The sequence below is a fragment of the Acidimicrobiales bacterium genome (assembly GCA_036273495.1).
Taxonomy (GTDB): Bacteria; Actinomycetota; Acidimicrobiia; order Acidimicrobiales; family JAJPHE01; genus DASSEU01.
Genome location: DASUHN010000428.1, coordinates 1 through 13,878 on the forward strand (window position 1 = coordinate 1; position 13,878 = coordinate 13,878).

Annotated in this window: 12 protein-coding genes; 3 read left to right on the forward strand and 9 right to left on the reverse strand. The window is 70.5% G+C overall.

Annotated elements, in window-relative coordinates; genetic code table 11:
* The 6 genes from VFW24_18600 to VFW24_18625 form a co-directional block, all read right to left on the reverse strand.
* A partial coding sequence (locus VFW24_18600) for an MCE family protein (GenBank protein ID HEX5268782.1) occupies window positions 1-1,149 on the reverse strand: 1,149 nt, incomplete at its 3' end.
* Between the two features lie 71 nt (window positions 1,150-1,220).
* The gene (locus VFW24_18605; protein HEX5268783.1) at window positions 1,221-2,309 is read right to left on the reverse strand and encodes an MCE family protein; all 1,089 of its coding nucleotides are present in this window, start codon (window positions 2,307-2,309) and stop codon (window positions 1,221-1,223) included.
* Window positions 2,306-3,403, reverse strand: coding sequence for an MCE family protein (locus tag VFW24_18610; protein HEX5268784.1), 1,098 nt, complete (start codon window positions 3,401-3,403; stop codon window positions 2,306-2,308). Before VFW24_18610 ends, VFW24_18605 begins: the two co-directional genes overlap by 4 nt.
* Window positions 3,400-4,683, reverse strand: coding sequence for an MCE family protein (locus VFW24_18615; protein ID HEX5268785.1), 1,284 nt, complete (start codon window positions 4,681-4,683; stop codon window positions 3,400-3,402). The genes VFW24_18610 and VFW24_18615 overlap by 4 nt, the downstream gene beginning before the upstream one ends.
* Before the next feature lie 25 nt (window positions 4,684-4,708).
* The gene (locus tag VFW24_18620) at window positions 4,709-5,566 is read right to left on the reverse strand and encodes an ABC transporter permease (GenBank protein ID HEX5268786.1); all 858 of its coding nucleotides are present in this window, start codon (window positions 5,564-5,566) and stop codon (window positions 4,709-4,711) included.
* Between the two features lies 1 nt (window position 5,567).
* Complete coding sequence (locus VFW24_18625) at window positions 5,568-6,359, reverse strand: ABC transporter permease (protein ID HEX5268787.1); 792 nt, start codon at window positions 6,357-6,359, stop codon at window positions 5,568-5,570.
* A 44-nt stretch (window positions 6,360-6,403) separates the two neighbouring features.
* Between VFW24_18625 and VFW24_18630 the strand changes: the two genes are divergently transcribed.
* The gene (locus VFW24_18630; protein ID HEX5268788.1) at window positions 6,404-7,258 is read left to right on the forward strand and encodes an ABC transporter ATP-binding protein; all 855 of its coding nucleotides are present in this window, start codon (window positions 6,404-6,406) and stop codon (window positions 7,256-7,258) included.
* Between the two features lie 28 nt (window positions 7,259-7,286).
* On the opposite strand, the gene leuA is transcribed toward VFW24_18630, so the two are convergent.
* Window positions 7,287-8,975: a 2-isopropylmalate synthase gene (gene leuA, locus VFW24_18635; protein HEX5268789.1), complete on the reverse strand. Its 1,689-nt coding sequence runs from the start codon at window positions 8,973-8,975 to the stop codon at window positions 7,287-7,289.
* A 208-nt stretch (window positions 8,976-9,183) separates the two neighbouring features.
* On the opposite strand from leuA, the gene VFW24_18640 reads away from it, so the two are divergent.
* A complete protein-coding gene (locus VFW24_18640; GenBank protein HEX5268790.1) occupies window positions 9,184-9,714 on the forward strand; it encodes a hypothetical protein in 531 nt (176 codons plus the stop codon).
* A gap of 54 nt (window positions 9,715-9,768) precedes the next feature.
* Here VFW24_18640 and serA read toward each other — a convergent pair whose 3' ends face one another.
* Complete coding sequence (gene serA, locus VFW24_18645; GenBank protein ID HEX5268791.1) at window positions 9,769-11,349, reverse strand: phosphoglycerate dehydrogenase; 1,581 nt, start codon at window positions 11,347-11,349, stop codon at window positions 9,769-9,771.
* Window positions 11,349-12,548 (reverse strand): pyridoxal phosphate-dependent aminotransferase, encoded by a 1,200-nt coding sequence (locus VFW24_18650; GenBank protein ID HEX5268792.1) that lies wholly within the window; start codon window positions 12,546-12,548, stop codon window positions 11,349-11,351. Before VFW24_18650 ends, serA begins: the two co-directional genes overlap by 1 nt.
* Window positions 12,549-12,566: 18 nt before the next feature.
* On the opposite strand from VFW24_18650, the gene serC reads away from it, so the two are divergent.
* Window positions 12,567-13,697 carry a phosphoserine transaminase gene (serC, locus tag VFW24_18655; protein ID HEX5268793.1) on the forward strand — a complete coding sequence of 377 codons (1,131 nt, stop codon included), beginning with the start codon at window positions 12,567-12,569 and terminating at the stop codon, window positions 13,695-13,697.
* Window positions 13,698-13,878: the final 181 nt, after the last annotated feature.

The window sequence follows — 13,878 nt, forward strand, 5'->3', positions numbered from 1 at the left end:
AGACGCGCCGCGCGCCGAGACCGACGCGGAGGACGCCCCCGGGTTGGGGGGCGGCGGGATCGACTGGCCCGGCGCCTGCCCGAGGACCCCGGGGATGAGGCCCAGCACCGGGTCGAAGAACCCCGAGGCCGGGTTCCCGCAGGTGTGCAGGGTGGCCTGCTGGGCGGCGGAGAGGCCCTGGGCGTGATTGGCGAGGATGCGCCGGCAGATGCCGGCGAGCCGGTCGCGCACGTCGTCGGCAAGCACCTTGGACGTCACACCGGACGGGGCCTGGTTGTTGAGGTTCAGCCAGGCGTGGGCGGGGTCGTAGGCGCGCTGGGCGCCGGTGAACAGCGCCACGGAGGACGCCAGGGTCTGGTCGACCGCGGCCAGGTTGCGGTCGATGGTGCGCCCGGCCGTGGTGAGGGTGGCGATGTCCTGCTGCAGGCCCCCCACGTTCGGCGTGAGCAGTCCGGCCAGCTGGGTGCTCGCGTCCGAGAGTGCCTTGATGGCCCCGTCGAGCTGCTGGCGGTCCTGGGCGATGACCCCGGAGACGCTGGCGTAGTCACTGATCAGCGTCTCGATGCGGGAGGTGCGGCTGTCGAGAGCGCCGGTCAGCTGGGCCAGGGCCCCGTTCATCTGGCCCAGCTCCTTGCCCTTCTCGGCCAGCACCGAGATCGTCCCGGCCGCGTTGGATATCAGGTCGTTGAGCTGCCGGCCCTGGCCGTTCAGGTCCTGGGCCAGGTTGGCCACCAGGTCGTGGACGTTCTGGGGCTTGAGCGCCTTGAGGTAGTCGGTGACCTCGTTGAGGATCTGGTTGGTCTCGATCGGCACCGCGGTGCGGGACTCCGGGATCACCGCTCCCGCCGCCAGCCGGGGGCCGCCCGTGTAGCCGGGCTCCAGGTCCACCGAGCGCTGGCCCAGCAGCTCGGGGGCCACGATCACCGCCTTGACACCGGCCGGCACCGGGGCCGACTCGGGCAGGCTCATCCGCACGACGACGTGGTCCCCCTCGTTGGTGACCGACTGCACCAGGCCCTGGGCCAGGCCGAGGATCTGCACCTTCGACCCCGCGAACAGACCCTGTCCGGACGAGAAGACGGCCGAGAAGCTGTAGGTGGAGCCGCCACCGATCAGCCCACAGCCGGCGAGGGCGGCGGACGCCAGCACGCCGATGAGGCCGCCGCCCGCCGCCCGTCGGTGGCCCCGAGACGCGAGGTTCCGCCGTGCCCACCGCCCGGTCATTGCGGTCCCACCCGCGTCGCGCACGAGGAGGGGTCCGGTCCCAGCGCGGCGTCGAGGGCCTGGTCGAGGTAACCGCACGAGCCGTAGACGGCATCCCCCCCGCCGAGCAGGTTGGTGAAGATGTTGGCCCACTGGTTGGGGTAGTTGCTCGGGCCCGAATACCCGATCGACGAGAAGCCCTGCACCGCGCTGGCCAGGTACGACAGCCCCTGGGCCAGGTCGACCTGGTGCTGGGCCACCACGCCCAGGTCGGTGTTCAGCGTGGAGAGCAGCCCGTCGAGGCGGGCCCGGTTGGCGCCGACCAGGCCGGCGGTCTGGTTGGCCACCGCCTCGGTGTTGGCGATCAGGTCCGACAGGGCCTGGCGGCGCTGGGACAGCCCGGCCATCACCGTGCCGAAGTTGTCGACGGCCTGGGCCAGCTGCTGGTCGCGGGAGGCCAGCGCCCCCGACACCTGGTTGGCCGAGTCGATCAGCTGGCCCACTTCCTGCTGGCGGGAGTCGACGGTGCTGGTCAGGCGGTCGAGCCCGGCGATGATCCGGGCCACCTGGTCCTGCTTGCCCTTGGTGATGGTGGCCAGATCGGCCAGCAGCTGGTTGAGGGCGGGGGCGTTGGACTTGGCGAGCAGGGGACCGGTCACGTTCTGGAGCTGCTGGAACTCGAAGGGAACGGTGGTCCGAGTGATGGTCTCCCCGCCCCGCAACAGATGCGACCAGTCGGTCCCCGGTTGGAACTTGACCGCCAGGGCGCCCAGGAGGGTCTGCACCTGGATGGTGGCGGCGCTGTCCGCCGGCAGCTGCACCGAGCCGTCGACCCGGAGGTCCGCGTAGACGAACTGGCCCTTCTGGTGCAGGCCGGTGACGGTCCCGACCGGCACTCCGGCCAGGACGACCTGGTCCCCGCCGCGCAGCCCGGCGGCGTTGGTGAAGCGGGCGGTGAGGTGTATGCCCCCGCCGATGGTGTTGCGATTGAGGGTGAACACCGCCACCACGGCAACGAGGATCAGGGCCAGCCCGATCGCACCGATGGCCACCGGGTTGCGCTCGGTGAACGAGCGGGTGAAGATCCGCGCCAGCCGGGCCCTCACGAGCCGCCTCCGAGGTAGCCGCCCATGATCCCGGGGAGACCCCCGGTTCCCACCGAGGGCGCGCTGGTCGTGCTCGGCTTCGGGCCCCCCTCCTGGTAGGTGCAGTTCGCGGCCGTCTCCTGGCCGTGGCAGACGTAGACGGTGTTCACGTCGAACCACTGGCCGAGCGAGGAGATGAGGGTGTAGGGCTGCAGCCCCGCGGTCAGTGTTGACAGGTCCTGGTCCAGGTCCCCCTTGTGGGACGCGAGGGTGGAGGAGATGGTCTGGAGGCTGGAGATGATCGTGTCGAGGTTCGACCGGTTGGAGCCCACGAGCGTGGCGAATTCGCCGGAGACCTTGGAGAAGTTCTCGACCACGGCGTCGAGGGTGTCGTTGCGCGAGGCCAGGGCCGACGAGATCGTGGCCAGGTTGGTGACGACCTGCTGGAGGTCCTGGCTGCGTCCGCCGAGGGCGCCGACCACGGTCGAGAGGTTGTCGATCACCCGCCCGATCTGGATCTGGAGGGAGCCGACGGTGTCCGACACGGTGGCGGCGTTGTCGATCAGCGCCCCGACCTGGTCGAGGTTGCCCTGGAGGCCGCCGAGGACGCCCTGCACGAAGGCGTTGGCCTCGGCGGGGTCGATCGACTGCAGCACCGGGCCGAGGGCGTTCAGGAACTCCCCGATGTCGGCGTCCCCGGCGTCCCGGCTGGGCGGGATGGTCGCGCCGGGCCGCAGATAGGGACCGCCGGACCCGCTCGGGTACAGGTACAGGTACCTCTGGCCGAGCACGTTGTGCCAGCGGATACCCACCTGCGTGTCGACCGGGAGCCGGACCTTGGGATCCACCGAGAAGTCGACGACGGCCAGCCCGTGCCGGGTGCTGATGGCGCCGACCTGGCCCACCGTGACGCCGGCCAGCTTCACGTCGTCCCCGGAGTTGAGGCCGGACACGTCGGCCATGTCGGCGTGGTAGTCGACCCGGTGGGAGAAGAAATGGAGGTTGCCGATACGCGTCGCCAGGCCCCCGAGGAGCACCAGACACACGAGCGCGTACAGGGTGAACTTGAGCGTGCTGTCGCGCAGGTGGCGCCTCAGGAAGCGGAGGGCCCTCACCGCGCCCCCCCGCTGAGGAGCTGGCTGAGGGCGCCCCCGATCGTGCCCGGCTTGCCGTCGTCGGGCTGACCCACCAGCGAGCCGACCTGGTTGTCCAGCTGCTGGGCGACCTTCTGGGCGGCGCCGGTGACGCCGGCCGGGCCCGGCCCTGCCGGCACCGGCCCCTGGTGGGCCTGAGCCGCGGCGAACGCGGCCATCTGCGCCGAGCAGTTGAACGGGCTGCCCGGCCCGGCGAGGGCCTGCTGCAGCGGCGCCAGGGCGGACAGACCGGGTTGAGGCGGGGCGATGAGATCGCACACCAGGTTGTTGACGTCCGAGAACAGGACGAAGGTCTTGAAGAAGGCGAATTTCGAGCCGTCAGGCAGGGTCTCGGGCCCGAGCCCGACGGCAAACTTGAACGTGTACCGGTACAGCCCGTGGATCTCGTTGGAGAGGTCGGCCTGCCGGGCTATCAGGACCCGGCTGACATTGACCCCCTGAGTCAGCATGGCTGCTATGTCGGGGTGGTAGTCGGCCAGTAGGGCCGCCAGCTGGTTGGCCACGGGGGCGAAGTTGGCGAGCAGCTTCTCGTACGCCGCCGCCTGGGCGTTGAAGGCCGGCAGGGCCACGTTGCTCGCCCGGGCCAGGGCGTTGAGCGTGGGGCCGGTCGGCGCCAGGGCGGCGGAGAAGGCGGTGAACGAGTCGAGGGCCCGGATCTGGGCCTGCAGGGTGCGGTCGAAGAGGTCGGCCAGCTTGGTGCCCTCCTCGATTGACGCCGCGATCTCCTGGCCCTGCCCGGCGTAGGCCTGGGACAGCTCGGAGACCACCGTGCCGAGGTCGACGCCGTTGACCGCGTTCAGGAGGCGCGACGCCGAGGCCAGGAACTCGGTGAGGCCGGCGTCGACGGTCGTGCGGGAGATCGACGCCCCCGCCACCAGGAAGGGCGGGTGCTGGCCGGTCGGAAAGGCCAGGTTGACGGTGTCCTCGCCGAAGACGTTCTTGGCGGTGATCGTGGCCACCGCGTCGGCCGGGACGTTGAAGCCACGGTCGATGTGCATGTCGACCAACGCCTGGCGATGGCGGAGCTGGATCCCACTCACGTCCCCGACCCGTACGCCGCGGTACTGCACCTCGGAGGCGACGTGGAGGCCCTGCCCGGCCTCGGAGAAGACTCCCTGCAGCCGGTACACGTTGCTGTAGGCCCCGTAGGCCAGGTGCACGAGCAGGGTGGATGCCGCGACGAGCACGACCACCACGGCGGCGCCGATGGTGGCCCGGGCGCCCCGGGACAGCTCGGTCACCGCCGCTCGCCCACTGTCGGCGGCCTCATCCGACGATCAGGGCGGTGGTCCCGCTCCCGAACATCACGAACGACATCAGCAGGTTGAGCACGACCACGACGATGATCGAGGCCCGGATGGCCCGGCCCGCGGCCACGCCCACCCCGGCCGGCCCCCCGCTGGCGTAGAAGCCGTAGTAGCAGTGGATCAACGTCACCACCACGGCAAAGACCATGGCCTTGATCACCGAGAAGAGGACGTCGATGCTCGGCAGGAACAGCCGGAAGAAGTGGGTGTAGGTGCCGCTCGATAGATAGAAGAACTTGGTGGAGATCAGCTCGGTGGCCAGGTAGCTGGCGAACAACATGGCCAGGTACAGAGGGATCATCGTCAGCAGCGCCGCCCACACCCGCGTGGTGACCAGGTAGACGAAGCTGTCGACCCCCATCACCTCGAGGGCGTCGATCTCCTCCGACACCCGCATGGCGCCGAGCTGGGCGGTGAAGCCGGCCCCCACCTGGGCGGCCAGGGCCACCCCCGCGACGAGAGGCGTTATCTCGCGCGTGTTGGCCAGAGACGAGATGATCCCGGTGAACGCCTCGGCGCCGATCTGGGACAGGCCCTGGAACCCCTCCAGGCCGACCTCGATCCCGGTGAAGATGGCGATGCTGCCCCCCACGAAGATCATGCCCGCCCCGACGATCAGGGCGCCGGGGCCGAAGACGATGTCCCCCATCACCGCCAGGATCTCGTTGCGGTAACGCAGCCCGCGCGGCAGCCCGGCCAGTATCCGGCCGTAGAAGGCGAACTGCCGGTACAGGCCCTCCAGGACCGACACGGCCTGACGCGCCGGCTCCACCGCCGTCTTCCGCACCACCGGACGCTGCAGGACGGGCGCGGCCATGTCAGATCACCTTCTGGGGGAAGAAGTTGAAGTAGATGACGGTGAGGATCGAGTTGACGAGGAAGGCGAGGATGAACACGATCACCACCGCCTGGTTCACGGCGTCCCCCACCCCCTTGGGACCACCCTTGGCGGAGAGCCCCTTGTAGCAGGCCACCATGGCGGCGATGAACCCGAACGCCGCCGCCTTGATCAGCGCCATCCAGAGATCGGGCAGCTGCGAGAGCTCGGAGAAGGCCGAGAAGAAGCTGCTCGAGGTCACGTGGATTACGTGGGTCCCGAAGAACCACCCGCCGAGGATCCCCGCCACGCTCACCACCGGGTCGAGCAGGACGGCCACCAGGGTGGCCGCCACGAGCCGGGGGAGCACGAGGCGCTGCAGCGGGTTGACCGCCATCACCTCCATGGCGGAGATCTCGTCCCGGATACGGCGGGAGCCGAGGTCGGCGCACATGGCCGAGCCACCGGCGCCGGCGATCAAGAGAGCGGTGGCAACCGGGGCCTCCTCGCGCACCACCGCCAGGACCATGGTGGCGCCCAGCTGGGACTGGGAGCCGATCTGCTGAAGGAGTGAACCGACCTCGAGGGCAATGACCAGCCCGAACGGGATCGAGACGAGGATCAGGGGCAGGGTGGTGACCCGGGCCAGGAACCAGCACTGCTCCACGAACTCGCGGTAGGGAAAGGTGCGGGGGCTGAACTGGCGCAGGGCTTCGAGCGCCAGGGCGAACATGTTCCCCGTCTCCCGCAAGGCGCTCCCCGCCTTGGCCGAAGCCGAGCTCGCCACCGTCACGACTACGGACAGTAGCGGGAGCCGGGAAAGATAGGCTTTCAGCCGTGCCGTCCCCGGAGCCCGTGATCTCGCTGCGGGGCGTCACCAAACGGTTCGGATCCCACACCGTCCTCTCCGACGTCACCTTCGACGTCCCGCGGGGCAAGACCACCGCCATCCTCGGCCCCTCGGGCACCGGAAAGTCGGTGTTGCTCAAGAACATCATCGGCCTGCTCCGGCCCGACGCCGGCGAGATCTGGGTCGAGGGGGAACAGATCGTGGGTATGCGGGACAAGGACCTGTACCGGATCCGCCGGAAGTTCGGGGTTCTCTTCCAGGACGGGGCCCTGTTCGGGTCGATGAGCCTGTACGACAACATCGCCTTCCCCCTGCGGGAGCACACCCGGAAGTCGGAGAAGGAGATCCGTGAGCTCGTGCACCGAAATGCCGAGCTGGTGGGGCTCATGGACCACCTCCACAAGCTGCCCGGGGAGGTTTCCGGAGGCATGAAGAAGCGGGCGGGGCTGGCCCGGGCCCTGGTGATGGAGCCGGACATCGTGCTGTTCGACGAGCCTGACTCCGGGCTCGACCCGGTCCGGGTGGCCTACCTCGACGAGCTGGTCCGCAACCTCCAGGGGGAGACCGGCGCCACCTTCTTCATCATCACCCACAACATCCCGTCGGTGATGCGCACCGCCGACTACATGGGGATCCTCTTCCGCTCCCAGCTGGTGCAGTTCGGCAGCAAGGAGGAGATGCGCGCCAGCACGAACCCGATCATCCGCCAGTTCCTCTCCGGCAAGGCGGCCGGGCCCATCGGCATGGACGAGATGGCCGACTCCGGGGAGAGCGGCGGCCGGCTCGAGGACTACCCGGAGCTGATGGACCCCGAGGGCGGCGTCGGGGTCATGACCGTCTGACGTCGGGCCGGCCCGACCGGGGCGTGGCCTATGCCGGCGGGAGGAGGCGCTCCGCCGCCCCGAGCACCGCCTTCAGGGACGCGGTGGAGATGCTCTCGTCCACCCCCACGCCCCACCGGACCTCGTCCTCGGAGCGGGCCTCGACGTAGGCCACGGCGTTGGCCTCGGCCCCGGCCCCGACGGCGTGCTCGGCATAGTCGAGGACCTCGATGTCCATGCCGAGGTCGCTGCGCAGCCCGTGCACGAGAGCGGCGATCGGGCCGTTGCCCTGCCCGCTGACGGTCCGGTGCTCCCCGTCCACCAGCACCTGGGCGGTCACGACCGTCCCCCCGTCCTTGGTCGCCTCCTCGTGGCCGACCAGGAGAAGGCGGGGTGACGCCGGGAGGTACTCCCGCTCGAACTCCGACCACATGCCGGCGGGGCTGATCTCGGTGCCGGTGTCCTCGGTGATGGTCTGGATGGAGCGGGAGAACTCGATCTGCAGCCGCCGGGGCAGGTCGAAGCCGTGCTCGGCCTTCATCACGTAGGCCACCCCGCCCTTGCCCGACTGGCTGTTGACCCGGATGACCGCCTCGTAGCTGCGCCCCACGTGCTTGGGGTCGATCGGCAGGTACGGGACCTCCCAGGACTCGTAGTCGGCGGGGAGGGCCTCCATTCCCTTCTTGATCGCGTCCTGATGGGAGCCGGAGAAGGACGTGTACACCAGGTCGCCCACGTAGGGGTGCCGGGGCCCGACCGGGAGGCGGTTGCAGTACTCGGCCACCCGGCGCAGGCGGTCGATGTCGGTGATGTCCAACTCGGGGTCGACGCCCTGGCTGAACAGGTTCATGGCCAGGTTGACAAGGTCGACGTTCCCGGTGCGCTCACCGTTCCCGAACAGGGTGCCCTCGACCCGGTCGGCGCCGGCCATGACTCCGAACTCGGCCGCCGCCACTGCCGTGCCCCGGTCGTTGTGGGGATGGAGTGACAGCACGATCCGGTCCCGGTTGGGGACGTTGCGCAGGAACCACTCGATGGCGTCCCCGTAGATGTTCGGGGTGTACATCTCGACGGTGGCCGGCAGGTTGAGGACCATGCGGCGGTCGACGGTCGGCTCGATCACGTCCATCACCGCGCCGCATATCTCGATGGCGTACTCCAGCTCGGTGCCGGTGAAGCTCTCCGGGCTGTACTCGTAGCGCACATCGGTGCCGGGCAGCGTCTCCTCGAGCTTGCGGCAGAGCTTGGCGGCGTCCACGGCAATCTGGGTGATGCCTTCCTTGTCCAGCCCGAACACCACCCGTCGCTGCAGCACCGAGGTGGAGTTGTAGAAGTGCACGATCACCCGCCGGGCGCCGCGCAGGCATTCGTACGTGCGCTCGATGAGGTCGGGGCGGCACTGGACCAGGACCTGGATGGTCACGTCGTCGGGGACCAGGTCCTCCTCGACCAGGCGCCGCACGAAGTCGTAGTCGGGCTGGGACGCAGAGGGGAACCCGACCTCGATCTCCTTGAACCCCATGCCGACGACGGCCTCGAACATCTGGGCCTTGCGGGCCGGGTCCATGGGATCGATCAGCGCCTGGTTCCCGTCCCGCAGGTCGACCGAGCACCACAGGGGCGCCTTCTCGATCTGGCGGTTGGGCCACTCCCGGTCGGGCAGCCGGAGCGGGAGGGGCCGGAAGGGCCGGTACTTCTCGAACGGCATCTTCTTCGGGCTCACGGGCTGCGGGGGCATCTCACGCTCCTGGTCGGGCTCTATGTAGGTCGGCGGTTCGGTGAATCGGGGCAACAAAAAACCTCCTGCCGGGGGCAGGAGGTCGAGGGCGAGCACCGGAAGGGCGCCCGCCGTCAGGTAAGGAGGAGGTTGCTGCGGACGGCGTACGCGGAACCGGTCACGACGCCCAGCTTACCCGCTAATTTGCCTCGATGACCAGGGGGGAGCGGTGAGGTCTTGGTTCCGGATCGGCCTGCGGGTGGGGGTGCTGGCCGGAGCGGCGTTCGCCCTCGTCGTGGCCGCCCGCTCGCGTCGAAGCGACGGCCAGGGAAGCCTCGCCACGGGAGTGCACGGGCAGTGGCCCGACGTGCGCCGTTCCGGCGCCGGTCCCGACGGCCCCCCGACCGGGGACCACCACCCCCACGGCCGGGTGACGGTGCCACGCGAGGCGGCGCCGATGGGCGCCCCGCCGGCGGTCGCCTCCCGGGACCCCGGCCCGGCCGAGCCCGAGGCGTCCGAGCCCCGCGAGCACCTCGACTCCGAGGAGGCGCCGGCGGCGGCCGGGAAGGCGGGCGGCGGGCCGGCGTGGGTCGCGGCCGACGGGAAGGTCTGCCCGCCGACCCACCCGGTGAAGGCCAAGATGTCGAGCCGGCTCTACCACCTGCCCGGCATGCTGGCCTACGACCGCACCGCTCCCGACCGCTGCTACGTCGACCCGGCGGCGGCCGAGGCGGACGGCTTCACCCGGGCCAAGCGGTAGGGCAGGACCCGGGCCAAGCGGTAGGGCAGGCCGGCGCCGTCCCGGCGCCGGGCGTCAACCGGCCTGATGCAGCACCACCCGGTGGACGTCGATTATCCCGGGCGTGGCCGCCACCCGCTCCACCACCTCGGCGGGCACGGCGGTCTCGGTCGACAGCACCATCAAGGCGGCGCCCCCGGCCGGGGACTGACCAACCGCCATGTTGGAGATGCTGATGCGCTCCTCTCCGAGGAGTGTGCCCACCACGCCGATCATCCCGGGCCGGTCCTCGTTGCGGACGATCAACATGTTCGGCGCAGGAGAGAGGTCGACGCTGTGCTCGTCCACCATCACCACGCGCGCCCCGCCGCGCGGGCCCGACACCGTGCCCGCCACCGAGTGGCCCCCGCCCGTGATGGTGATCAGGTTGGTGTACTCCTGGGCGGCGGTGCTCGTCGTCTCCCGGATCTCGATGCCCCGCTCGGCTGCCATCTGCGGCGCGTTGACATACGACACGGGGTCGGTGATGCCCGCCGCCACGAACAGGCCCTTCAGCACCGACAGGGTGAGGATCCGGGTGTCCTGCTCGGCCAGGCCGCCCTGATAGGTGACCTCGAGGACCGACGGCGCCCCGTCGTGCAGGGCGGCGAACACGCCGCCGAGCAGCTCCGCCACCGGAAGGAACGGGCGCACCGCCTCCGACGCCTCCCCCGCCGACACGTTGAGGGCGTGGGGGACGAACTGGCCGGCCAGGGCCAGGCTCACCTGCTCGGCAATGGTCAGCCCGGCCTTGTCCTGGGCGTCACGGGTGCTGGCGCCCAGGTGCGGGGTCACGACCACGTTGGGCAGCTCGAAGAGCGGGCTGGTGGTGCACGGCTCTGCGCCGAACACGTCGAGAGCCGCCCCTCCGGCCTGACCGGACCGCAGCGCCTCGGCCAGGGCCTCCTCGTCGACGATTCCTCCCCGGGCCACGTTGACGATGCGGACCCCGGGCTTAGCCCGGGCCAGGAGGTCCTTGCCGATGAGGCCGACGCTCTCCGGCGTCTTCAGCAGATGGACGGTCACGAAGTCCGATTGGGTGATCAGCTCGTCGAGGTCGAGCAGCTCGATCCCGAGCTGCCGGGCCCGATCGGGCGCCACCCACGGGTCCCACGCCACCAGCCGCATCCCGAAGGCATGGGCCCGCTGCGCCACGAGGGTGCCGATCCGGCCCAGGCCGAGAACGCCCAGGGTCTTGCCGTACAGCTCGACGCCCTCCCACTTGGACTTCTCCCACCGCCCTGCGACCAGGGCGGAGTGCGCCTGGGGGACGTTGCGGGCGAGGGCCAGCAGCATGGCCATAGTGTGTTCGGCGGTCGACAGGGTGATCGACTGGGGCGCGTTGGCCACCATGACCCCGCGGCGGGTGGCGGCGGCCATGTCCACGTTGTCCACCCCGATGCCCGCCCGGCCCACCACCACCAGCCGGTCGGCGGCGTCGAGCACCTCGGCGGTGACCTTGGTGGCGGAGCGGATGACCAGGGCGTCGGCGCCCTTCACCGCCTCCTGCAGCTCGGCGGGTGTCAGCCCCAGCTTCACGTCCACGTCGTGGCCGGCGTCGGCCATCATCTGCAGCCCGGCGTCGGCCAGGGTCTCGGTGACGAGGATGCGGCCCACTACGACGCCTCCTCCAGCAGCTTGCCGATGCGGTTCACGCCCTCCTCGAGGTCGAGGTCCCCGAGGGCGTAGGAGAGCCTGGCGTACCCCGGTGCTCCGAACGCCTCCCCGGGCACGATGGCCACCTTGGCCTCGTCGAGGATCACCTCGGCCAGCTCGAGGGTCGAGGTCGGGGTGCGACCCCGAAGGGTGCGGCCGAGCACCTCCCGGAACGACGGGAAGGCGTAGAAGGCGCCCTCGGGCTCGACGCAGCTGACACCGGGGATCTCGTTGAGCATCTCGTGGATCCGCCGGCGGCGCCGGTCGAACGCCTCGCGCATCATCGCCACCGCCGACAGGTCACCGCTCACCGCCGCCAGGGCGGCCCGCTGCGAAACGTTGGCCACATTGGAGGTGGCGTGCGACTGCAGGTTGGTGGCGGCGCGGATGACGTCGAGGGGCCCGATCATCCACCCGACCCGCCATCCCGTCATCGCGTAGGTCTTGGCCACGCCGTTGACCACCACGCACCGGTCGACCAGCTCGGGGACGACCACGGGCATGGAGTGGTGGGTGTGGCCGCCGTACACCAGGTGCTCGTAGATCTCGTCGGTCACCACCCACAGCCCGTGGGCCGCCGCCCAGGCCCCGACCGCCTCGATCTCATCCCGCGGGTAGACGGCGCCCGTGGGATTGGAGGGGCTCACGAACAGCAGGACCTTCGTGCGGGGGGTCCGGGCCGCCTCCAGGGCGTCGACCGGGGCGCGGAACCCGGTCCGCTCGTCGGTCGGGACCTCCACCGGTACCCCCCCGGCTAGGGCAATGGCCTCGGGATAGGTCGTCCAGTACGGCGCCGGCACCAGCACCTCGTCCCCGGGGTCGAGGAGGGTGGCGAAGGTGTTGTAGATGGCCTGCTTGCCGCCGTTGGTCACCAGGACCTGGGCCGCCTCCACCGCCAGCCCGGAGTCCCGGGCCGTCTTGGCGGCGACGGCCGAGCGGAGCTCGGGCAGTCCGGCCGTGGGCGTGTACTTGTGGGTGGCGGGATCGCGGCAGGCGGCCACCGCCGCCTCGACGATGGCCTCCGGCGTCGGGAAATCGGGCTCACCGGCCCCGAATCCGATGACCGGCTCCCCCGCCGCCTTGAGGGCCTTGGCCTTGGCGTCGATGGCCAGGGTGGCGGACTCCGCCACCGCCGCAACCCGTCTAGAGATCCGCTCCATTACTGCAATGCTGGCACAGTGACTCCGGCCCCCATTCCCGATATCCGCATCCCCCCCGATCTGCTGCCCGCCGACGGTCGCTTCGGATGCGGGCCGTCGAAGGTCCGCCCCGAGCAGGTGCAGGCCCTGGTCGACCACGCCACCGACTACCTGGGCACCAGTCACCGCCAGAAGCCGGTGCGCAGCGTGGTGGGCCGGGTCCGGGCGGGCCTGACCCAGCTGTTCTCCGTGCCCGAGGGCTACGAGGTCCTGCTGGGCAACGGCGGCACCACCGCCTTCTGGGACGCGGCCACCTTCTGCCTGATCGAGGAGCGCAGCCAGCACCTGTCGTTCGGGGAGTTCTCGTCCAAGTTCGCCGCTGCGGCGGCGGCCGCGCCCCATCTCAAGGACCCCGAGGTCATCGAGTCGGAGCCGGGCACCCATCCCGAGGCGGCGACGCGCGAGGACGTCGACCTCTACGCCCTCACCCACAACGAGACCTCGACGGGCGTGATGATGCAGCTGCACCGGCCCGCCGGCTCCACCGGCCTGGTGGCCGTCGACGCCACGTCCGGGGCGGGCGGCCTGCGGTTCGACGCCTCGGAGGCGGACGTCTACTACTTCGCCCCCCAGAAGTGCTTCGCATCGGACGGAGGTCTGTGGCTGGCGCTGTGCTCTCCGGCAGCGCTGGACCGCATCGGGCGCATCGCCTCGTCGGGGCGCTGGGTCCCCGCCTCCCTCGATCTGTCCGTGGCCCTCGACAACTCCACCAAGTACCAGACCTACAACACCCCGGCCCTGGCCACCCTGCTGATGCTCGCCGAGCAGGTGGAGTGGATGCTGGGCCACGGTGGGCTGGAGTGGGCGGCGTCGCGCTCCGACGCGTCGGCCGCCAACCTCTACGGCTGGGCCGAGGCATCCTCCTACGCAACCTGCTTCGTGGCCGACCCGGACAGCCGGAGCCGGGTGGTGGGCACCGTCGACCTGGCCGACTCGATCGACGCCACCGCCGTGTCAGGGGTGCTGCGCGCCAACGGCGTCGTGGACACCGACTCCTACCGCAAGCTGGGCCGCAACCAGCTGCGCATCGGGATGTTCCCCGCTGTCGAGCCCGACGACGTGGCCGCCCTCACCCGCTGCATCGACCACGTCGTCGAGCGCCTGGGCTGACGGGCCGCCGGGAGGCTCATTTCGGCGCCGCCGAGCGGAAATTGGCGGGTAGCCGGGTAGGGTAGGCCCCTGGCTCGATAACGATCTGTAGGTCGGACGGGCTCAATCTGATGGGTTTCCCCACCAGTGCGTGTTCCGTCTCGCCATGGCCGCTATTCCGCCAAGGGCCCCCCATCGATCC